Below are 19,834 nucleotides of genomic sequence, written 5' to 3'. Positions count from 1 at the left end.
CCTTGGGATGCTCAGTGCCGAGGCCCACTTAACGGCCGCACCTGTTCCTCGAAACAGGCCACACGATCAGCGCACGTTGCCTTGTGCGCGCCATTTGGCGGTTCTTCCCGCCAAATGGCGGAAGAACCATTTTCATCATCTTCGTCAGGAGAGTTGACATGGTTCCTATGTCCGATCTGTTCACCCTTATCAGCTTCGCTGTCCTCGGCCTCTACGTCAGCAAGAAGGGGACGTTCCGCCGCTCCAAGGCTGCACCACCCCCGCTGCCCGAAACCAGCAATACCGCCATCCTGGATGTGATTGCGGAAGGCTGGGAGCCGATGTCCAGCCGCGCGCTATTCGCCAAACTGGGCATGGCCGATGGTTTCGCCATGACCGAGTTCCCGCTCTCGAGCAAGGAGCTGTTTCTGAAGCTGGGCATGCCGGAAGGCTTTCCGGTTGCTCCGGAACCCGAGCCCGCCAAGGCGCAGCCCGCCAAGGAGGTGTCGGTGGACCTACCGCCGGAGATCCTCCGAGAGGAGGTGCCTCTGCAAGCCTGGGAGATTGCCCACGCCGATCGCGCATCGGTGTAGGTCTTCACCCGACCGATCAAGCCGAATCCTTCTGGATTCGGCTTTTTTTTGGGTGAAGCCCTCGACCGAAACAAGGGGTGCAGGAGGCTCTGTTTCGAGGGTCCGAATGAAGGGTGTCGCTCTACCTTGTGCGCTCCAACGCTTGGAGCCTCCCCCATGGAACGTGTTTCGCTTCCGCGCCACGTCGATGCACCTCAGCGCTTTCTGCTGTGGACGGTCGACCAGGCCATCCCGTTTCTACTGATCGTCGGTCTCGGCATCTTCCTCAACATGCTGATGCTCTCGATCATCATTGGCATCGCTCTGAGTTACTACTTCAACCGGTACAAAGAGTCGCGTTCGGACGGCTATATCAAACACATGTTCTGGTGGTACGGGATGGCCTCCACGGGCGCCAAGGTCCGCTCCGTGGTCAACCCATTTGTGCGGAGGATCTTCCCCGCATGAAGCGCTCCAAGTACCTGGCCTCGTGGGATGCAACCCGTCTGGAGAACCGCTTTGGTCGGTTCGTGATGATCCTCCTCGCTGCGACGACGCTGCTCCTCTCCATCTTCGTCCTGAATAAGGACCCGATCATCGTGGAGATCCCGCCGGGCCTGACCGAGAAGGGCACCGTCATGGTCGACGACGCCAGCGATGCCGTGAAGGAGTCCTGGGCGATGTACTTCGCCGACCAGCTCGGCAACGTGACGCCGCGGACCGCCGACTTCGTCGACAAGAAGCTCGCTCGAAACCTGTCGACCTCCATCAGCGCGCACGTGCGCCAGCTGATCGCCACCCAGGCGAAGGAAGTGAAGGAAGAGCAGGTCACGATCCAATTCAGCCCTACGGATGTGTTCACTCTGGCCGACGACACCGTTGTCGTGACCGGCGAGTACACGATCCGCGGCCTTCGACAAAACGAGCGTCGCTTTGTGCAGACGTTCGAGTTCGGCATTCGCGTTCGCAACTACCACGTCGTGATGACGAACCTGGACGTCTACGAGGGGCCGTGGCGCCCGCTCGAGGAACGCCAGAAGCGCGCCGCGGCACTCGCCGCTCGTGACAAGAAACAATGAGGAGAGCAAGGATGCCCATGTCCTGCATCAAGACTATCGTGGCCGTCGGCGCGATCGCCGTTTCGTCCATCGCAGCTGCCCAGGTGACGCCGGGCCTTCCCGTTCAGCCGCTCAACCCACCGGCTACGACGGTCGGGGTGCCACAGGATGCGCCGGCGCAGCGCCCGAACCTCACCGCCCAGGAGCAGCAGGCTGTCGCGGGTCTCACCGGTCCGGCACCGAGAACCGTCCAGCGGAGCGTCCCGCAGTCGCACTCGCCGTCGGTACACGCGCCACCGCCGACTCTCACGGTCAAGCCAGGCGTGACGACCGTGTTCGGGATTTCACGGTCCCAGATCAACCGTCTGGTGGTGCCCTTCAAGACCCCCGCCATCACCACCTCCAGTTCGGCTGATATCAGCGTTGATCCTTCTGGGGTGGTTTACGTAAAGACGGACTCGACTGAGCCTGTGTCGGTAATCCTCTATGACAAACCGGATCCGGCCTTCGCGGTCGTGGTCTCCATGGTGCCCGCGGACATTCCGCCGGTGAGCGTGGATTTGCGGGTGCCCGGCTATTACCCACACGCCACTGAGGAAGCGGTGATCACGCGCCCAGGTGATCGGGCGACAGCGCGCGGGTGGGAGACGGATCAGCCATTCACCGAAACCGTCAAGGATCTCTTTCGGACGCTGGCGGTCGGAAAGGTACCGGACGGCTATTCGTTCGGCCGGCCAGATGCCGATTCGGTCGCACGCGCGCGATGCGATATGCCGGGTCTGAAGGTCGAGGCTCGCCAGCTCATGACCGGGTTCAACATGCTGGTCGTGGTGTCCCGCGTAACCAACCTGCAGCCGGTGCCCGTGGACGTGGTGGAGGCTGGATGCCGCGGTGACGACGTGATCGCCGCCGCCGCGTGGCCGCGCGTCAGGCTCATGCCCGGTGAGGCGACCGAGCTTTACGTCGCCATTCGGGCGCCGGTGGAGGACGTCGGCGGAGAGTCGCGTCCGGTGCTGGTCAAGGAGGGGCGCTGATATGGAGCTCAATCCCAGGAAGCGATGGGAGGCACTCAGTGCGACCCATAAGCAGTACGTGGTTTGGGGCGTCGGCGTTGCCATGCTGATGCTGCTGGGCACCTTCATTTTCGGATCGCCGTCCCCCAGGGCGTCGGCGCCAGGTGCCGTCAAGACGCGGATGGCGAACGAGCTGATGCCCGCAGGCGCGGCGCGTGACCTCGGCGTTACGGGTCTGGCTACGGGTCTGGCCGAGCAGGCGCGCGACCAAAAGCAGCTTGCTCAGTCCGTCGACAAGCTCCGTGAGCAACAGGAGGCCCAGCGACACCACCGAGAGAACAGTGCCGAGCGTGAGAGCGCGCAACGGACGCAGGAGGAGCTTGCGGAGCTCCGTCGCCAGATTCAGGCGATGCAGCAGGGCGGCGTCCCTGCGGCAACTCCGGCAGCATCTGCGGCACCGGTCGCTCCGAGCACCGGCGACCTGGCTCCGATGGCAGGCTCGAGTCCCGCGCAGCCTTTGCGCCCGACAGGCGCTGCCAGCGGCGGCATCCGCGAGATCGGCGTTTCGGTGCCGGCAGACGCCGCGTCGGATGCTCCGAGCGGCATGTCCACGCGTCCTGCCGTTCCGTCGGTACCCGGGACCGCGGCGTCGCGCGGCGACGACAAGCCGGCATCTGCCCCTGACACCAGCGTGCCGACCATGTATCTGCCGTCAGGCTCGATGATGCAGGTGGTGAGCATCACGGGTATGGACGCACCCACTGGCCGGCAGGCCATGAAGGATCCGTTGCCGATGCTCTTTCGTGTGAAGGCGTCCGCGGTCCTGCCGAATAGGTATCGCGCGGACGTACGCGAGTGCTTTGTTGTCGCGTCAGGACACGGTGACCTCGCGAGTGAGCGGGCATACCTGCGCTCGACCAACATCTCGTGCATTCGCCGCGATAAGCGCGTCATCGATGTGCCGGTGGAGATGGTCGCGATTGGCCCCGACGGCAAGGCGGGTATTCGCGGCCGGCTGGTCAGCAAACAGGGCCAGATCATCGCGAAGGCCGCCGCGGCTGGTGTGATGCAGAGCATTGCCCAGGCCTTCAGCGGCAGCAACTACCGGCTGAACTTCGGCGCGGAGCAACAGGACTACGGCCAGGCACTGCAGCAGGGCGTTGGTGGCGGCGTCGGGTCCGCGTTCGATCGCATTGCGAAGTACTACCTCGACATGGCCGACCAGATGTTTCCCGTGGTCGAGGTCGACGCTGGCCAGAAGGTCACTTTCATGCTGGTCAAAGGCGCCCAAATGGGCGTCGTGAAGTAGCGCGAAACGCGCCCTCGTAACCCGCCTCTTTTCCTGATTCGCGCCGGTAGAACTCGCCCATCATGGCGACGTCAAGGAGACACGCATGTCCGCTTTTCGCAACCTCTCATTAGCTGCACTCACTCTTGGCCTGCTCTCGGGGTGCGCCGCCACCGGCGGCACCAAGTTCGCCTGCCCGAATCCGACGGGCGTCACCTGCATGAGCCCCATGGACGTCTACGAGGCGACGAACCACGCCGACGAGATCAAGGGCATCGATCCGAAGGAGGCGGCCAAGCTATCGCGCGAGGGTCTGTCCGCGGGAAAAGTTGCGGGAGCTGAGCCGGCGCAGGCCTCCGTCATCGCCGAGCCGGTACATGGTGGGGCGGTCGGCGCTGCGGAACACCGCGCGCCTGCCACGGTTCGCCGAGGTCACGCCAAAGTGCCGCCGGCAGCGCTAGCGCTGGACGGGGCCACGCTGGCGGTGGTGGCACCTGGGACCGCGCGTGTTGCGACAACGCCAACGCCGACATTGGCGCGGCAACCTGCAGCCGCCCGGCCGCGCCCCGGCGTGCCGGCGCTTGGCGCTGATGGTTCGCCCGACGCGTTTCGTCAGGCGGCAAAGATCATGCGGATCTACCTGCGTCCTTGGGAGGACGACGCGGGTGACCTGCACATGAGTGGATTCATTTTCACGGAGATTGAGCCTCGGAAGTGGTCGGTCGCGCAGCGCGTGGCCGACGACTCCGGTCTGTTCCGTCTTCTTGGAACCCCCGGTAAGGAAGCGGCGCAGGACGCATCGGCTGGCGTTGGTAAAGCCACTCCGACGGCACACCGCACGGGATCACACGGTGGCGAATAACCAGGGATTCCCGATATGCACGCAATGACTCTTAGCCCGGCCAAGGCCGACTCCAACAACGCGGCGCAGGAGCCGCTGAAGAAGCTGACGTACGGCGACCGCGCGACGTTGTTCGTCTCGGAGTACGGCTTGCTGATCCTGCTGCTCTGCCTCGTCAGTGCCACCGCATTTGCCGGCACGGATGGCGCGGAGTTCCAGGACATCTACGACAAGATCCGCAACTGGCTGGAAGGCACTCTCGGCAAGGTGATCGCCGTCGCCGCCTTCGGCGTCGGCATGGGCATCGGCATCGTCAAGCAGTCTCTGATGGCCCTGGCCATCGGCATCGGCTTCGCTGCGGTACTCGCTTACGCGCCGAAGATCATCGACGCCGTCTTCAGCTTCGCGATCTGACGCGAAGGCAAGGGCCGGCCCGCTCGGGGCCGGCCCCTTTCAACGATTCCCGCAGGATTGGAGGGCACGTGTCTAGTTACGCTGAGCGCCAGGAGGCGCTGATTCGCCAATTTGGTGTCGTCCACGCTTTCGATGTCGACGAGGGCTTGTTCGTTATTTCGCCCGATCGCATCGGGTTCGGCGCGATCTCGCCGCCCTTGTCCGGCATCGATACGTCGACCATGGAGGCCCTCAATACCCTCCTCAACGTTCCATTCCCGACCGGCGCGCTACTGCAGATCATGCATTACGCGTCGCCGGACATTGAGTCCACGATCTGGGACTTCAACGAGCTGCGTAAACACGAGCAGGAACCCACGCTCAAGATGATGTCGTCCGAGCGCGTGCGTTACCTGCGCGAGCTGACGCTCGAGCCGGCTGGTCAGGTTGCCGGCGCGCGCCTGCGTCAGCTGCAGGTCGTGATCTGCGTCTCGCTGCCCAACGGCACCGGTCCGATGAGCGATGCCCAGCTGCAGAAGCTGCGCGAGCTGCGTCAGAACTTCGAGGCCGCGCTCAAGGCGGTGCGCCTGCCGTTCCGTCGCCTCACCGACCGCCTGTATGTGCGCTTCATGGAGTCGCTGTTGAATCACAGTCCCGAGGCGATCTGGCGTCGGACCGCCGTTGCTGAGTGCGAAGACGACGTGCTGCTGTGTAACCAGCTGCTCGATCCGGACACCGCGATCGACTACAGCGCTGACGCGATCAAGCTGGGCGAGCACGCCCACGTTCGCGTGATGAGCGTGAAGCGCTATCCCGACTCGCTCTTCCCGGGCATGGCCCAGTACTACATGGGCGACATCATGCGTGGCACCAAGGCCATGCGCGATCCGGTGCTCTACACCGTGAACATTCTCTACCCGGATCATGAGTCGCGCCGCAGCGCGCTGACCAACGATTTCGGGTGGGCAACTAAGAACGCCAGCGGCCCGCTTGCTCGGTTCGTTCCCGAGTACGGCCGACGGGCGGAGAGCCTTCGATTGATGGTCGAGGCGTTCGACAGCGGCGACCGTATCGTTTACGCCTACCTCGGCGCCGCCGTCTTCAGCCGCACGAACGATCTGGCCATCCAGGCCGCTGGCGACGTGCAAGCGATGTTGCGGACGCTGGGCTTCCAGGCGCTGCCGGATCGGTATGCACTCCAGCCTCTCTTCTCCCAGTTGCTGCCTTTTGCAGCCGAGGCCAGCGTGCAGAAGTTCCTGACGCGGTACCGGACCTACGCGACGCGGCACATCGTGCCGATGCTTCCAGTGATCGGGAGTTGGCGCGGCACACGTCAGCCGCTGCTGACGCTGATCAGTCGCGACGGCCAGTTGATGCCGTGGTCCCCTTACGACACCGACTCGAACAACAACTTCGTCATCGCGGCGAAGTCAGGCTCCGGCAAGAGCTTCTTGGCCAATGCCGTCGTCAGCAACTTCATGAGTGTCGGCGGGCGCGCGTGGATCATCGATAAGGGCTTCTCCTACAAGAAGACCTGTCTGGACCGTGGCGGCCAGTACATCGAGTTCGAGCCGGATTCGGACATCTGCATCAACCCGTTCTCGATCGTGAAGGTGTTCGAGGACGAGGTGGAGATCCTGCTCGGCATTCTGCAGATCATGGCCGCGCCGAAGGGCGGCTTTGACGAGTACCAGAGCCCCGGCGTCCAGCGCGTCCTGACGGAACAGTGGGCGATCTACAAACACGAGCTGATGATCGACCACCTTGAGGCGGCGTTGCTGGCTGAGCCGGACACGCGCCTGCAGGACGTTGGCCACCAGCTCTTTCCCTTCACGTCCAAGGGCCAGTACGGGCGCTACTTCAACGGCCCGTCGAACGTGAACCTCGACAACCGCCTGGTCGTGTTGGAGCTCCAGCAGCTGACTGGCCGTCAGCACCTGCAGCGCGTCGTGCTGCTGCAGCTGATGTATCAGATTCAGCAGGGCATGGACAACCTGCCGGTCGAAATGCCGAAGGTGCTGCTGATCGACGAGGCGTTCAACCTGATCGCGACGGGCGAGACCAAAGACTTCATCATCAGCTGGTACCGCCAGCTGCGTAAGTTCGGCGCCGCGGCGGGCATCTGCACCCAGTCGGTGAACGACTTCTATCAGAACGAGGGTTCGGCGGCGATCGTCGAAAACTCAGCGCATAAGTTACTCCTTGCGCAGGAACGCGACTCGATCTCGCTCGCGAAAAAGAACGGACGGCTGTCCCTCTCGGAGGTGGAGTACAGCTTGCTCGAGACCGTGCACACGGTCCAGGGCGAATACTCCGAGATCCTCATTCTCGGGCCGTTTGGCACCGGCATCGGCCGACTGGTCGAGTCGCCGTTCAACACCCTGATGTTCTCGTCACACGCGAAGGACAAGGCAGCCATCGCGAGCTACCAGCAGGCGGGCATGACGCTGGAAGAGGCGATCTGGGCGGTGATCCGCGACCGCAAGGGCGGCGGAGAAGGCCGGAGGACCGCAGCATGAATATCCCAACAAGCCAGACCCCCGTCGGCGGGTCGTGGAGCGCTACGCGCTGGGCGGTGGTACTCGGTTGGCCCGTCGTGGTCGCCGCAGTTGCCTTGCGGCTCGCCGGCGTCACCGGCCTCGCCGGCGAGCTTGCCGAGCGCCCGCGGATTGCAGTGATGGATATCCAGGCCCAGGTGCAGGCCGGGCTGCACCCGGGAAGCACCGATCAAGACCTGCGCGCTTCGGTGGCGCGGGTGCAGGACGCGGCACGACGGCTGCGCTCGGCCGGCTACATCGTTCTCGATACCTCCTACGTGTACGCGTTCCCAGCCGAGTACGAGGCACGGCTTCCGCAAGAGACGGGCCGGACGGGAGGTGCCGATGTCGGCTCAAAGTAAGCCCACCCAGCCCCGCTGGAGCCGCGCCAAGGCGATCAATCTCTCGTGCCTGGTGGCGATCGCCTGGATCGCACTCATCCAGGGCGTAGGTGCCTTCGTCCACATTGGATTCGATCCACAGGCGACGCGCTGCCTGCCGTGGAAGGTCTACGCCGTCGGACAGAAGCGGCCGGAGGTTGTCGAGGCCGGTCGGATCTACGCCTATCGCGCACGCCACATCCCGCTCATGCCCGAGGGCGCACAGGTCATCAAGTACGCGGCGGCCATCGCCGGTGACCAGGTCCACGTGGACAGCAAGGGGATCTCGATCAACGGACGCTACTGGGGGCCGCTCAACCCCTCAGTCATGGAAAAAGGAAAGGTTGGCATGTCGGATGTCGCGAAGGACTACACCGTGCCCGCTGGGCAGGTGTTGATGCTGGGTACCGAATCCCGCTCGTGGGACGGCCGTTACTGGGGCCTCATTCCCACGGCCCAGGTCATCGCTAAGGCCCGCCCGCTATGGTGACGTTGCGGTGGATCTCAGTTGCGGCCCTCGCGCTCGCCGTGCACGCGGCGGTGGCCGGAGCGCAGACGGCGCCGGCGGCAGCCGCGTCGGTCAACGCCAGTGACCGCGCGGCGCTCCAGCGCGCGGCGGACGCGGTGGACCGCCCGGAGACCTATGCTGGGTCCGGCTGGCAGGAATCCGCCGACGCCGCCGTCAAGGCGCAGAAGGCGACGAATGGCGGGGCGCTGCAGTCGATCGTCGACAGCTCGCCGGCCGACATGCGCAAGGTGCTGGCTGACGCAGCTCGGACGATGAACCTGCCGTCGCCAGTGGACTCCTCGGGGCAGCAGGTCGCTGCGCGCCCCACGGAGGTGCGTACCTACCGCCTCTACGTCTCCCAGGCGATGGGGGAGGGCGGCTTGCGCGAGGCAATGACCTATGCGGCGGGCCGTGCCGACATGGTCTTGGTGCTGCGCGGCCCGCTGGAAGGTCAAACGGTGTCGCAGCTGCAGGCGGTGCTGGGCGCCTACGTCAAGGAGGAGGCATCGAAGGGCGAGCCGATCCCGAACGTCGAGGTGGACCCGACCGTCTTCACCGATCACAAGGTGACGTCAGTGCCGACGCTGGAGAAGCTCGACGCCAGCGGGAAAGTCGTTGCCAGCGTCCGCGGCGTGCTGGATCCGTCGTGGATCGATGAGCAAATTCGAGGTGGCGCGAAGGGCGATCTGGGCGCGCGCGGCCAGACCTACCCGGTGGCCGAGATCGACCTCCTGGAGGCCTTCGAGCAGAAGGCGCGCGACTTCGACTGGGAGACCTGGAAGACGAAGGCCGCCGAGAATTACTGGAAGCAGGCGCCGTTCACCGAGCTGCCATTGGCCACCATGCGCCGCGTGCGGGAGATCGACCCGACGGTGGTTGTGCCCAAGGACATCGTGACGCCGGACGGGAAGGTGATCGCACGAGCTGGGGATACGTTCAATCCGCTGGAGTCCATCGGCTTTCACCAGACGTTGGTGATCTACGACGCGACGGACCCGGCGCAGGTGGCGTTCGCCCGCAAGGCGCTCGCGGACGCCGCCGGCGCCAAGGTCAAGCTGATCACCACCAGCATCGATCGCGACAAGGGTGCGGACGGCTACGTGGACATGGAGATTGCTATGAGCCACCCGGTCTACATGCTCAACAGCGCAGTGCGCGATGCGTTCCACCTGGAGCGGATCCCCAGCACGGTGACGGCGACCAAGACTCGATTCGTTGTGACTGAGGTGCCCGTGCACCAGGGAGGGAAGTGAGATGGCGCTGCTATTGACGCGCAGGCGGGGTCAGGGCGTGACCATCGATATACCCAGAGGCGACGGATCCAACGAGCAGCTGCACGTGCGCGTTGTGTTCGTGAAGGGAGGCCAGTGCAGTCTGCGCTTCCAGGCGGCACCCCACGTCACGATCATTCGCGACGAGCTGATGGACGAGCCGATGGAGGCGGGCGCAGATGCGTAAGGCGATCGCGCGCCCCCGTCTGTGGCACTTCATGCTCGGCATCGCTCTTCTGCTGGGCGGCGTGACTACGGCCTCCGCCGATGACGCCAGCGACGTCACCGGAACCTCAGCGACCTGCCCGGATTCGAAGTTCTTTTCTGGCGCCATGATCCGCAACGTGTGCTGGAAGTGCTTTTTCCCGATCAAGATCATGGGCATTCCCATCGGTGGCGGCCAGACGCCCGACGACACTGCGGCGCCGTTCTGCCTGTGCCCGGGTCGGACGTTCGGCATCCCGTCGCCGGGTATCACGCTGGGCTACTGGCAGCCGCGGCACCTGTTCGAAATGGTCCGTCAGCCCTGGTGCAGCCCCGTCTTTGGCAAGGCGCTGATCAAGAAGAAGACCAAGCTCGGCGTCAGTGGCCTGGCGCGGTGGGGCGGCTATGAACCCGGTGGCCAGGGCCACCACGAGTCGGAAGGGAGTTACTACAACTGGCACTGGTGGGCGTACCCGGTGAACATCCTGCTCGATTCGCTCATCGGCTCGGTCTGTACGGGCAAGGGCGGGTACGACATGGACATCATGTACCTGAGCGAGATCGATCCGACGTGGAACGACGACGAGCTGTCGTTCTACACCGCGCCCGAGTCGAAGCTCTTCGCCAACCCGATCGCGATCGCCGCGTGCGCGGCGGATGCGGTGGCGGCGACGGTCAGCAAGCCGATCCGGCTGCTGTACTGGTGTGCCGGAACCTGGGGGCACGCCTACCCATTCAGCGGCAATGTGATCGATGACGACAGTCCGCCGCGCACCACGTCGCTTTTGACGTTCCGCGCGATCGCGGCGCTCCATCGTCGCACCCTTGCGCGGAAGAGCTACGGCAACAGCGCGGTGTGCAAGAACAAAATCGACGTTCTTATTCCCAAGCAGCAATACAAGCTCCAGCAGTTTTACCCGATGCCCGAAAAGAAAAGTAATCACTGGCTGGGCGCGAGCACGTTTGAATGGGGCGAGTGGCGAAACATTCCGGTGAAAGGCGAAGACTTCGTCATTATGTCGTGGGAATACACAGAATGCTGCATGACTTTCTACTGATCCCATAGGGGTTATTGAAAGCACAGCAAGCTGATTATCGCGGAACAGAAGAAAGGATTATCGACCGTGCGTATTCCACCGGCCCGACTCATCGCCGTGGCGCTGTCCGCTGCCCTCGTTTGCTTCGGGGGTGGTGTCGCGTCCGCGCAGGACACGACGCCGACCGTCGCGCCTCTTACGACCCAAGCGACGACGACTGCGACCCAAAGCGGTAGCTCGGACGGGGACGCGCTGCTTTCGGCCAAGCCGAACGTCGGCTTCCAGGAGGGCGGCGAGGCGGGCACGGGCGTGGCCAACATCAACGGCACCCAGATCGACATGAATCGGCTGGTGCCTGGGTCGACCACGGCCGACAAGGACTACGTCAAGAAGCTCGAGGACGCCAATACGCACGATGACCTGCTGCAGCTGAAGAAGACCTACGACGAGCAGGAGGCTGTGTCGGCCAACGGCACCAGCGTCCTGCAGCAGGCGTCCAGCACGGTGGATGCATCGGCCACCAATAAGTCCGTCACGAAAGAACAGGTGGCCAACGACGGCACCCTGACTGGATCGTTGGATACCCTGTCTGATGCACAGAACGGCAACGTGCTCGGTGAGGCGTTCTCCGACTGCAAGGACACCACCGTCGTCACGCCGGTGGAGACCGAGGGCTACATCACCGACTACAAGACGTGCGAGAAGATCCTGACGCCCATGGAGCAGGGCGATATCTGCAAGCGCACCCGTGTCGGCACCGTGTCGATCCCGCGCCAGCCCGGCACCAAGACAGCTGAGCTGCTAGTGGAGCATGGCACGACCGGCCAGGTCTGCACGCGCAAGACCACCGCGCACTACTACCGCGACACCCTGCACCAGACCCGCGACGGCGACCTCAATATCACGACTGAGACCGGGGGTTTGTCGTGTCGACGGGTGATGACGGCTGGGTCAACGAGCGCGACCTCGACGGGGACGGCGCAGGGCGACTTGCCGATCAGCACGGAAATGGGTGGGCTCTCGTGTACCCGCACAATCGGCGTCACGGGCTCGGTATCGGAAGCGTCGACGTTCTATTTAGTGATCAGCCATATGTCGGGTTTCGGCGCTCCCGCGCCGGTTGGCCAAGTTACGAACCAGTCGGTCGATCTGTCTGTATACAACTCGATTACCAATCCAAATCCCGTTCCACGCGGTACAGTGTTTAACCGATACATACTCAGTCACGACCCCGGCGTTTCGATTACAAATATTGCCCTGCACGGGTCTGTGGTGTCTTGGACTCAGAAATTCCTCACGCAGTACAACAACGGTTACAGCTTTAGCGTCTTTTACAACGTCGGATCGGAGACGGCGACCGTCGGGGACAGCGGCAACTGCGGTGATCCCGGTAGCTCTCAGTGTCCGACCAAGTGGTCCTGCGTGGCAGGCGCGCCATACACGGTAAACGGCAAGACGGTGACCGCCGCCCTGGCTCAGAGCAAGGCACCGCTGTACCCCGGCGCGCCATCGACGTGCGTGGTCGCAAACTTGAACCGCACGTGCGGCGGCACAGCTGCTTTAGGCTCGTCCATCTCGATCGGTGACAAGGTTCCCACGGGCGCGACTTATGGCTCGCTGCTGCGTCGTGCCGCGGATCCTGACCTCTTCACCACGTTCGCGAATTTCGTCATTCCGGTGGCCGCCGCGGGCGAGATCAGCGCCGTTCGGGTGACGAACTTCCAGTGGACCGTGACCAATCCGCAGCCCGGCGTCACGGTGACCCTTACCCAGACGCCGACGCAGGCCAATGGCTGGGTGGCCGGGTTCAAGGTCAGCCGCACGAACTTCTCCTACGTGCCGCAGAAGCCCCACATCGTGATGACGTGGAGCGTGACGACGTCCACCACGGACGTCGGCGTGGGCGACACCGGCAACTGTGCTGATACGGGCAGCGCCGCGTGTCCGACGAAGTGGACGTGCACGCAGAACGCCCCGACGACGATCAACGGTCTGGCGGTGTCCACCACTCTGGCCGCGACGAAGGCACCTCTGTTCCCCGGCGCGCCGAACACGTGCGTGGTGGGTGAGTTGAACCGCGTGTGCAACGGATCGTCGTCGATTGGCACCAGCATCGGGATCGGCGACCTGCTGCCGGCGGGCACGACGGATATCTCAGCGTTCAAGTGGTACGTGACCAACCCGGACACGAACTTGGCCGTTGGCCTCGTGTCGGCGCCAACGCTGCAGAACGGCTGGACGGCGTCCTTCAAGGTCACGCGCCAGTACACCGGTAACGGCGCTGCAACCCCCGCGAAGCCCCACATCCACATGACCTGGGACGTCCTGAGCGAGCAGAAGATCGCGACCGGCACCGTAGACGCGGGTGACTGCAACGCATCGCCGGAGAGCCCCAGCTGCAAGATGGTCTGGAGGTGCACCAAGAAAGTGCCGGGCACCACGGACGACGGCATCCCCCTGACGTATAGCGACCTGATTGCCGGCGGGCGTGGCGACCTGTACCCGGGCGAAGCCGAGAGCTGCCTCAACGCCGAGTATGACCAGGTGTGCGCGGGGACTGGAGGCAAGCGCACCTCGGTGTCGATCGCCGACCAAGTGCTTCCTATCACGCGCGAGCTCTACAACTTCAAATGGGTGGTCTCCCTGCCGATCACCGGCGTCACCGTGAAGCTGGTCCAGCCGCCGACCTACGCCAATGGCTGGATCGCCGTCTTCGAGACGACGCGCGACTCCTGGGCCGATGAGCCCCCTGGGCAGCCTAAGGTCACGCTGACGTGGGACATGGACGGGTATCCGGTTTATGGCTTCGAGATCAAGGACGATGGCAAGTGCGACATGCAGAGCGATGCGTTCTGCCGCGTCTACTGGACGTGTGACACCCGCGCGCCGATTACCGTCGCCAGCGGCGTGATCCCGGCCGAGGTTGTGCAGCAGGAGCCGCCGCTGTTCGACGGCGACGGCGGCACGTGCATGGTGGCAACGCTCCACTACGACTGCCAGGGCATCACGCAGACCGAGGGCACGGTCTGCTGGGATGACGATGACGGCACGCGCCATTGCGTGGAGGCGCCGCCGAAGGACGCCGATTCGCCGGATTCCTGCGAAGACCTCGAGAAGGATCCCACCTGCAAGCTCAAGTCGACAGATTGCGCCGACGGCGGCCGCGGCTCCAACGGCTTCTGCTACGTGGAGACCAACCAGTACGCATGCACGAAGGGCGTGCCGGTCACGGACCACACCGTTTCCGAGGTGACCACGTGCTCAGGCAACCAGGCCTGCCTAGACGGCTCGTGCACCTCGCCGGACAAACGGGATGAAGAGTCCTACTCCCGGAACAAGTCGCTGGCCACTCAGGCGAAGGCCAACGCGGTCATGACCGACTGGGAGTACACCGGCGAGCCGGCCGGCGCCGCCGCCACTCAATCAACTAACACCCAGACGACGAACGCGCTGGTGCCCGCGTGGGCAAACCCGTAGGAGGCGGGTAGATCAATGAAGAAGACGATGAAGGCGCTCGCTGGCGTCCTGTGTGGCCTAGCCGTGACCGCGGTCGCGTATGCCCAGTCAAACCCGCCGGCGATCCCGGAAGGATGGACCGAGCAGCAGGCGATCCAGTGGCAGACGCAGAAGGAAGTGAGGTCGCCGGACGACATTGGCGGCGTGGAGTCGCTGAACCTGGATCTGAACAAGCTCACCTTCATGGCGGGCAAGCGGCTGGACTGCAAGAACATGCTTGGCGGACTGCTCAAGTGCTGCAAGAAGCCGGTCCCCGATGCGAACAAGAGCTGGTGGGACGCCTACCGCAAGACGCAGAAGCAGGCGTCCGCCGTCGACGCGAGCAAGCTCGTGGACCACGTGCAGGGTGCGTGGTCACAGATGGACGGCGGCGCCGACCATTGGGATCTGTCGCAGTCATTCACCTCGAGCTTCGAGAACCTGCTCGGCGGCGGCGGCGACGTGTCCGGTGACCAGAGCGGGAGCATGGCGGACGTGAACGCGGCTTTCATGAAGGACCAGAACACCCGGGTGAAGCCGAACCTCCAGTGGTACTGCGACGACTCGGACTTCGAGACGGCGGTGCAGCGCAATGCCGGCACGTGCCATTACCTGGGGTCACGATGCCAGAGCAAAGTTCTCGGGACGTGCTTGGTCAAGAAGGAGATCTACTGCTGCTTCAACTCCCCTATGAGCCGCATGATGCGCGAGGAGCTTCTCCAGCAAGGCGTGGGTGACATGGGTTCGGCCAAGCACCCGAACTGCGCGGGCATTCCGATGGCTCAGATGATGAGTCTCAACATCAGCGACGAGGACGACCTCAACGAGATCATCGGGCGAATGCAGATGGGCGGCTTCCTGCCAGACGACGTGATGGACCCGAATGCTGCCGAGGATCTTTACACCGGCTCGGGCAACAACTACGGCAACCCCGATCGCGTCCCGGTGAGCGACCGCACGCAAAGCCGTCTGGACGACATGGACTACCAGGGGTCCACGGAAGCGATCGAGGCGGACGTCTCCAAGACCGTCCCCACGCAGACCTCCGACGCCCCCACGGGGCCGGGCGAAATCACCTTCGCCACCGGCTTCTACAGCGTCACCGGCGGGCGCCCGCTGGCGATCTCCATCACGCGCAACGGCGGCAGCGGCATGGTGTCCGTGGTCGTGTCCACACAGCCCGGTACGGCGCTCGATGGACGGGACTACAGCGGCGTGGACCAGACCGTGTACTGGAGCCAAGGTGATGTGACGAGCAAGACGGTCACCATCCGCACCAACGCTTTCACTGGCACCGACAAGCGCGTGTTCCGCGTGTCGCTCAGCCAGCCCACCGGCGGCGCGGTAGTGACCCCCTATACGACGGATGACGTCGAACTTCTCCCGGAGAACTGATCGTGACCCTGATGTCCGCCGCGGCCATGCCGCTGTTCTATGAAAATCTTGCCGAGGACCTGCCGCCGGAGGCCGGTCAGCGGCTGCGCCAGGCCCTTTGCGCCGACAAGGCGCTCAATGATGGCCTGGTCAGCGGCCTCCGCCGCGCCTTCGCCGCCTCCGGCGCGACGCCGACCGACTCACTCGATCGCGATCGCCGGGCTTTCATCCTGCGCTGCATGAGCATGGTGCTCGATCCGTTCGCGCCGCCGTCGTTTGGCGACGGGCTGAATTGGCAGAAACCGGAATATCTGGCGATGCTCGAGGCCTGCGCGCTGTTTAGCGCCCACCTGATGCGCGACCTCTTCGCACGATTCGGCCAGGTCTCCGGTGCGGCCGACGCGGACAAGCGCGATGGAGTGATCTACCTCAACGGTCGACCGCTGTCCCCTACGGACGTGGCCGAGCGCATCCTGATGGTTTACCAGCTCACGCACGTCGAGGCGATGGAGCGCGTGCTCGAGGCAGCGTGGGCGGAGCGCACGAACGGCCGCTACACCGACCGTGCTGTCGCGCTGATGGTGGATGGGCGCATGACGTGGCTGACCGGTCGGGACGCCTTCAGCGCCGGTCCCGATGGACTGATCTGGCAGCGCAGCGGCACCACATGGTTCGGCCAGGGTTACGTGTTTGGCTCGCGACCGGAAGTTGTCTTCGCCGATCAGGCGGTGATGCGGATGAACCACGGCTCCGTCCAATCCACGAAGGATCTGTGGCGGGCCGCTTCGACGCGGCCGCAGCTGGTGCAGGGCCAATGACCCACGCGCTCTGGCAGCGTGACTTCGACGACCTGCGATCGCGTCGTCCGACTCGCTGGGCGCCGTGGGTGGGTGAGCGCGTCATCGTAGTGCCGCCGCTGGTCGGGCGGCTCTTCGGGCTGGTCACGATCGCCTTCGGGCGATTAATGGTGAGCCAGGCCGTCCTGGACGCACCGGCGTATGTCCGCCGCTTCCTTCTCGCCCGCGCTTGGGGCAGGGTGGTTCGCGGCCACCTGCTCGCCTCGGTCGGCGTGCTGCTGTGCGGCGGCGCTGCTGCACTGATCGCGGCCGATCGCGGATTCGATGAAGTTGCCCTCGCCGCGGCCCTCAGTGGCGTGGTGTGGATAGGCTGGCTCGGTCTCAGTAAGCGGCTGACCGAGGCGGACGCGGTAGCGGCGTCACTGGTCGGCGACGCCGGTGTCCGTGCCGGACGCCGCTGGCGTCGACGGCGCTAACCCGATCAGCGCACTGGCGCGCGTTACGGCGCCCGTCACGGGCACCGCGCTATGGCAGACTTCGCAGCCCTCAGAGATGGAAGACATCGAGAATGCGCAAAGAATTGACCCTGGCACTGGCCATCGTCCTCGCGGGCTGCGGCAAGGCAGCCGATCACCAAGACAGCGCGGCGGTCCCGGTCGCGGCGGCTCCGGCACCGGTCAGGGCGATCCCGGACATCCGGGGGCTGAAACTAGGGGACAGCCAGGCGCAGGTGTCGGCCCGGTTTCCCACCGCGGCATGCGAGGCGAAGGGCGGGCAGGTGCTTTGCCAGGTCAACGGGACGGGCTACGGCGGATCCGAGTCGGGCATCCTCCAGATCATCCTGGAGAGCGATCACGCGGTGGCCATTGGCGCGAAGGCACTTGAGGGGGACAAGTTCAACCTGATCGTCAGCGCGATGATCACCAAGTTCGGTTCCCCGGACGACGCAGCTCACCGGCCGGCCATGGCCTCGAGTGCGGACGTCACCTGGACCGGCGACCACTGGTGGCTGGTGGCGGCGCCTCACGACGAGGGAAGTTCGTTCGCAGGCGTGACGTTGATCAATTCGGACTGGGTCGACGCGAGGCTGAAGTCGAAGCTGTCGGGCGCGGCAAAGAACCTCTGATTCCCTCGTGCCGAGGTGGGCAGTCGCCGCGTGACCGCGGTGGCCGCTCAGGCGCTGGCCACGATGTTCCGCAAGCCCTGGTCGATGAGACCAAGGAAGTCGACGGTGTTGGAGAAGTAGTTGCGGAAGGCGAACTGCACCTCCTCAGGACTTGATGCACCAACCATCACGACGTTTGCCTCGGGTCGTTCGGACTCGATGTGGAATAGCGCGGCCAGAGCACGCTTGTTCTTGGCGTACTCTCTCACTTCCAGCTTGCCCTCCCGGTCGAAAATCAGGAGGTAGTGCGCTCGCCGCGGGATGTCGAGCTTGGCGACGTGCAAAGACCTCAATCTCTGCATCAGACCGAGCTCCTGATCGACCCTTGAGTATTCGCGTAGAAGCACCTCGGCCGGCATGTCATGTAACGGTCCGGGCAGCTGCTCGACGCCGCGCGCCAGGATCTCGCTACACAGCGACATGAAATAGCCGATGCGCTTGTCGCCCCGGTCGAACTTTGGCTCGCTGTCGGTGATGTAGCCGATCACCTCATTGGCCGTCGCCCAGGCGTGCTGCGCCAAGGTCCGATATTGCACCTCGATGAAGAGTCCGGCCGCGCGCTCGGAGTGCTTGGAGTTGACCTGGTACGTGTAGATGTCGTGGACGCCCCGGTAGCCATTTGCCTTGGGCCGCGCGATGTAGTCGTACTGGTCGTCGCGGTTGCGCCGCTGGTGCTTGAAATGCGCCCGGTGGAAGCGCTCACGGAAGTCGGCCAGCGCATCCACGTCCGGGAAGATCAGCCGAACGCCGGCGACGTCGTCCATGCGTCCGAGATTCATATCGGGTTGGCGAGTCAGCTTGTCGTAGATGGTGCTGGCGCGCTTCAGTCGCTGGCCGACATGAACACCGGCACCGGCGGCCTTCGCTCGTTGGCGCAGCGCCGCCTGGAACGTGTTGATCACGTACCGATGGGCGGCGCGCCACTCGTTGATGACGTCGTAGTCCTCGGGCGTGGCGGCGCGTGCGCGAACGCGATCGCCGGCGCGATTGACGCGCGACCTCGACCCGCCTGGAAATCCTTTCGCGACCATACCGCCTCCCATGTGGCCAGGAATTGTGCCACGGGGGTTTGAGCCGGCGGGCGAAGGCCCGTAGCGGCGGGTCAGCGGCGGGGGGAGAAGCCCCCGGGCAGTCCCTCCACGGGAACGTCGACCGAGAAGGGCGGAAAGCACACAAGCGGCTCGCGCATGTGGCAGCCCTGGAGGCGCACTGAGACGTGGCCATAGGCCGCGTCGGTGACAGGAATCAACATGGTGAAGGGCTCGAGATACTCCTCGGCCGAGCCGCCGAGGCCGTCAGCGGCCATAGTGCCGGCGGGGAGGAACGGTACGCCTGCAAGAGCGCCTGGGGTCGGCGTGGCCACGCGAATCCTGTCGCGATATAGGGCGTAACCAGGCGCGACATCCCAGGTGATCACCAGGCCGGCTTCGGTGCGTGATGCGTCTATCAGACGGAATGCTTCCCGCGCGTCGAGCACGCCCTCGGCTGCCGCGCTAAGCGGGGCAAGGAGCACCAGCGCTAGGAAACACGAGCGCATCAGTGCGCCTCGGAGCGATAGGTGTTTTGCAGCACCGCATCGCAGCGTTGTTCGAGCAGGTGCTTGAGCATGCACGCGTCATTGGCAGCATCGACCGGATCGCGAGGAAGCGCGGCCGTCAGGCTGGCTTTGAGCCAGTCGGATGCGGAGGGGTCGGCGAGAATGGATTCGATAGTGGGCAACATGGGGACGCTCCGGTGTGGGTGCGGACAAGGTAGACACCCAAGGTCCATTCCGTTCGCCGAAACGCAGCGTTTGGCGGGCGTGGATTCTTCGCCGGTGCTATCGCTGCCCCGATCGGTCGCGGTTGCGACATTCTTGGCAGGCTTGGGCTAGCGAGCGCAGCCTCGGCCTTGGCCAGGCGCTCGCTGTGCGACGAGGTCGC

Annotated in this window: 21 protein-coding genes; 18 read left to right on the top strand and 3 right to left on the bottom strand. The window is 64.5% G+C overall.

Translation table 11 applies throughout. From position 1 onward, the window contains the following. The first annotated feature begins 158 nt into the window (after positions 1-158). The 18 genes from LRK53_RS18855 (at position 159) to LRK53_RS18770 (ending at position 17,873) form a co-directional block, all read left to right on the top strand. Positions 159-572 carry a hypothetical protein gene (locus LRK53_RS18855; RefSeq protein ID WP_235642714.1) on the top strand — a complete coding sequence of 138 codons (414 nt, stop codon included), beginning with the start codon at positions 159-161 and terminating at the stop codon, positions 570-572. A gap of 156 nt (positions 573-728) precedes the next feature. Beyond that, positions 729-1,019, top strand: coding sequence for a type IV conjugative transfer system protein TraL (gene traL, locus LRK53_RS18850; protein WP_235642713.1), 291 nt, complete (start codon positions 729-731; stop codon positions 1,017-1,019). Further along, complete coding sequence (locus LRK53_RS18845; RefSeq protein WP_235642712.1) at positions 1,016-1,630, top strand: TraE/TraK family type IV conjugative transfer system protein; 615 nt, start codon at positions 1,016-1,018, stop codon at positions 1,628-1,630. The genes traL and LRK53_RS18845 overlap by 4 nt, the downstream gene beginning before the upstream one ends. Positions 1,631-1,647: 17 nt before the next feature. Next, positions 1,648-2,643 carry a TraK domain-containing protein gene (locus LRK53_RS18840; RefSeq protein WP_235642711.1) on the top strand — a complete coding sequence of 332 codons (996 nt, stop codon included), beginning with the start codon at positions 1,648-1,650 and terminating at the stop codon, positions 2,641-2,643. 1 nt (position 2,644) lies between these two features. Continuing rightward, complete coding sequence (locus LRK53_RS18835; protein ID WP_235642710.1) at positions 2,645-3,931, top strand: TraB/VirB10 family protein; 1,287 nt, start codon at positions 2,645-2,647, stop codon at positions 3,929-3,931. A gap of 85 nt (positions 3,932-4,016) precedes the next feature. Further along, entirely contained in the window at positions 4,017-4,772 is a 756-nt protein-coding gene (locus tag LRK53_RS18830) for a TraV family lipoprotein (RefSeq protein WP_235642709.1), read from the top strand. A 15-nt stretch (positions 4,773-4,787) separates the two neighbouring features. Next, positions 4,788-5,165 carry a TraA family conjugative transfer protein gene (gene traA, locus LRK53_RS18825; protein ID WP_235642708.1) on the top strand — a complete coding sequence of 126 codons (378 nt, stop codon included), beginning with the start codon at positions 4,788-4,790 and terminating at the stop codon, positions 5,163-5,165. Positions 5,166-5,233: 68 nt separating this feature from the next. Next, entirely contained in the window at positions 5,234-7,663 is a 2,430-nt protein-coding gene (traC, locus tag LRK53_RS18820) for a type IV secretion system protein TraC (RefSeq protein WP_235642707.1), read from the top strand. Then, a complete protein-coding gene (locus LRK53_RS18815; protein ID WP_235642706.1) occupies positions 7,660-8,043 on the top strand; it encodes a hypothetical protein in 384 nt (127 codons plus the stop codon). The genes traC and LRK53_RS18815 overlap by 4 nt, the downstream gene beginning before the upstream one ends. After that, on the top strand, positions 8,027-8,551 hold the full coding sequence (locus LRK53_RS18810; RefSeq protein ID WP_235642705.1) for a S26 family signal peptidase: 525 nt from the start codon (positions 8,027-8,029) through the stop codon (positions 8,549-8,551). Before LRK53_RS18815 ends, LRK53_RS18810 begins: the two co-directional genes overlap by 17 nt. Then, entirely contained in the window at positions 8,545-9,822 is a 1,278-nt protein-coding gene (locus LRK53_RS18805; RefSeq protein ID WP_235642704.1) for a TrbC family F-type conjugative pilus assembly protein, read from the top strand. Before LRK53_RS18810 ends, LRK53_RS18805 begins: the two co-directional genes overlap by 7 nt. 1 nt (position 9,823) lies before the next feature. Then, the gene (locus LRK53_RS18800) at positions 9,824-10,027 is read left to right on the top strand and encodes a carbon storage regulator (protein ID WP_235642703.1); all 204 of its coding nucleotides are present in this window, start codon (positions 9,824-9,826) and stop codon (positions 10,025-10,027) included. Next, positions 10,020-11,102 (top strand): TraU family protein, encoded by a 1,083-nt coding sequence (locus tag LRK53_RS18795; RefSeq protein ID WP_235642702.1) that lies wholly within the window; start codon positions 10,020-10,022, stop codon positions 11,100-11,102. Before LRK53_RS18800 ends, LRK53_RS18795 begins: the two co-directional genes overlap by 8 nt. Positions 11,103-11,168: 66 nt before the next feature. Next, positions 11,169-14,558 (top strand): hypothetical protein, encoded by a 3,390-nt coding sequence (locus LRK53_RS18790; protein ID WP_235642701.1) that lies wholly within the window; start codon positions 11,169-11,171, stop codon positions 14,556-14,558. A gap of 15 nt (positions 14,559-14,573) precedes the next feature. Then, positions 14,574-15,971 carry a conjugal transfer protein TraN gene (gene traN, locus LRK53_RS18785; RefSeq protein WP_235642700.1) on the top strand — a complete coding sequence of 466 codons (1,398 nt, stop codon included), beginning with the start codon at positions 14,574-14,576 and terminating at the stop codon, positions 15,969-15,971. 2 nt (positions 15,972-15,973) lie between these two features. Then, a complete protein-coding gene (locus LRK53_RS18780; protein ID WP_235642699.1) occupies positions 15,974-16,768 on the top strand; it encodes a hypothetical protein in 795 nt (264 codons plus the stop codon). Further along, on the top strand, positions 16,765-17,223 hold the full coding sequence (locus LRK53_RS18775; RefSeq protein ID WP_235642698.1) for a hypothetical protein: 459 nt from the start codon (positions 16,765-16,767) through the stop codon (positions 17,221-17,223). The genes LRK53_RS18780 and LRK53_RS18775 overlap by 4 nt, the downstream gene beginning before the upstream one ends. A gap of 92 nt (positions 17,224-17,315) precedes the next feature. After that, positions 17,316-17,873: a hypothetical protein gene (locus LRK53_RS18770; RefSeq protein ID WP_235642697.1), complete on the top strand. Its 558-nt coding sequence runs from the start codon at positions 17,316-17,318 to the stop codon at positions 17,871-17,873. Between the two features lie 47 nt (positions 17,874-17,920). Here LRK53_RS18770 and LRK53_RS18765 read toward each other — a convergent pair whose 3' ends face one another. The 3 genes from LRK53_RS18765 to LRK53_RS18755 form a co-directional block, all read right to left on the bottom strand. Beyond that, the gene (locus tag LRK53_RS18765; RefSeq protein WP_235642696.1) at positions 17,921-18,943 is read right to left on the bottom strand and encodes a RelA/SpoT domain-containing protein; all 1,023 of its coding nucleotides are present in this window, start codon (positions 18,941-18,943) and stop codon (positions 17,921-17,923) included. A 71-nt stretch (positions 18,944-19,014) separates the two neighbouring features. Next, positions 19,015-19,389, bottom strand: coding sequence for a protein-disulfide reductase DsbD N-terminal domain-containing protein (locus LRK53_RS18760; RefSeq protein WP_235642695.1), 375 nt, complete (start codon positions 19,387-19,389; stop codon positions 19,015-19,017). Positions 19,390-19,448: 59 nt separating this feature from the next. Continuing rightward, positions 19,449-19,634 carry a hypothetical protein gene (locus LRK53_RS18755; RefSeq protein ID WP_235642694.1) on the bottom strand — a complete coding sequence of 62 codons (186 nt, stop codon included), beginning with the start codon at positions 19,632-19,634 and terminating at the stop codon, positions 19,449-19,451. Positions 19,635-19,834 lie beyond the last annotated feature (200 nt).

The sequence above is a fragment of the Rhodanobacter thiooxydans genome (genome assembly GCF_021545845.1).
GTDB lineage: Bacteria > Pseudomonadota > Gammaproteobacteria > Xanthomonadales > Rhodanobacteraceae > Rhodanobacter.
This window is presented reverse-complemented; position numbering and strand designations above follow the sequence as displayed.

Excerpts from the sequence above, each read along its gene's own strand:
- LRK53_RS18765 (WP_235642696.1), bottom strand. The coding sequence starts at position 18,943 with ATGGTCGCGAAAGGATTTCCAGGCGGGTCGAGGTCGCGCGTCAATCGC.
- LRK53_RS18805 (WP_235642704.1), top strand. The coding sequence starts at position 8,545 with ATGGTGACGTTGCGGTGGATCTCAGTTGCGGCCCTCGCGCTCGCCGTG.
- LRK53_RS18830 (WP_235642709.1), top strand. The coding sequence starts at position 4,017 with ATGTCCGCTTTTCGCAACCTCTCATTAGCTGCACTCACTCTTGGCCTG.
- LRK53_RS18835 (WP_235642710.1), top strand. The coding sequence starts at position 2,645 with ATGGAGCTCAATCCCAGGAAGCGATGGGAGGCACTCAGTGCGACCCAT.
- LRK53_RS18855 (WP_235642714.1), top strand. The coding sequence starts at position 159 with ATGGTTCCTATGTCCGATCTGTTCACCCTTATCAGCTTCGCTGTCCTC.
- LRK53_RS18795 (WP_235642702.1), top strand. The coding sequence starts at position 10,020 with ATGCGTAAGGCGATCGCGCGCCCCCGTCTGTGGCACTTCATGCTCGGC.
- traA (WP_235642708.1), top strand. The coding sequence starts at position 4,788 with ATGCACGCAATGACTCTTAGCCCGGCCAAGGCCGACTCCAACAACGCG.
- LRK53_RS18755 (WP_235642694.1), bottom strand. The coding sequence starts at position 19,634 with ATGTTGCCCACTATCGAATCCATTCTCGCCGACCCCTCCGCATCCGAC.
- LRK53_RS18775 (WP_235642698.1), top strand. The coding sequence starts at position 16,765 with ATGACCCACGCGCTCTGGCAGCGTGACTTCGACGACCTGCGATCGCGT.
- traN (WP_235642700.1), top strand. The coding sequence starts at position 14,574 with ATGAAGAAGACGATGAAGGCGCTCGCTGGCGTCCTGTGTGGCCTAGCC.
- LRK53_RS18770 (WP_235642697.1), top strand. The coding sequence starts at position 17,316 with ATGCGCAAAGAATTGACCCTGGCACTGGCCATCGTCCTCGCGGGCTGC.
- LRK53_RS18800 (WP_235642703.1), top strand. The coding sequence starts at position 9,824 with ATGGCGCTGCTATTGACGCGCAGGCGGGGTCAGGGCGTGACCATCGAT.
- LRK53_RS18840 (WP_235642711.1), top strand. The coding sequence starts at position 1,648 with ATGTCCTGCATCAAGACTATCGTGGCCGTCGGCGCGATCGCCGTTTCG.
- LRK53_RS18815 (WP_235642706.1), top strand. The coding sequence starts at position 7,660 with ATGAATATCCCAACAAGCCAGACCCCCGTCGGCGGGTCGTGGAGCGCT.
- LRK53_RS18845 (WP_235642712.1), top strand. The coding sequence starts at position 1,016 with ATGAAGCGCTCCAAGTACCTGGCCTCGTGGGATGCAACCCGTCTGGAG.
- traL (WP_235642713.1), top strand. The coding sequence starts at position 729 with ATGGAACGTGTTTCGCTTCCGCGCCACGTCGATGCACCTCAGCGCTTT.
- LRK53_RS18810 (WP_235642705.1), top strand. The coding sequence starts at position 8,027 with ATGTCGGCTCAAAGTAAGCCCACCCAGCCCCGCTGGAGCCGCGCCAAG.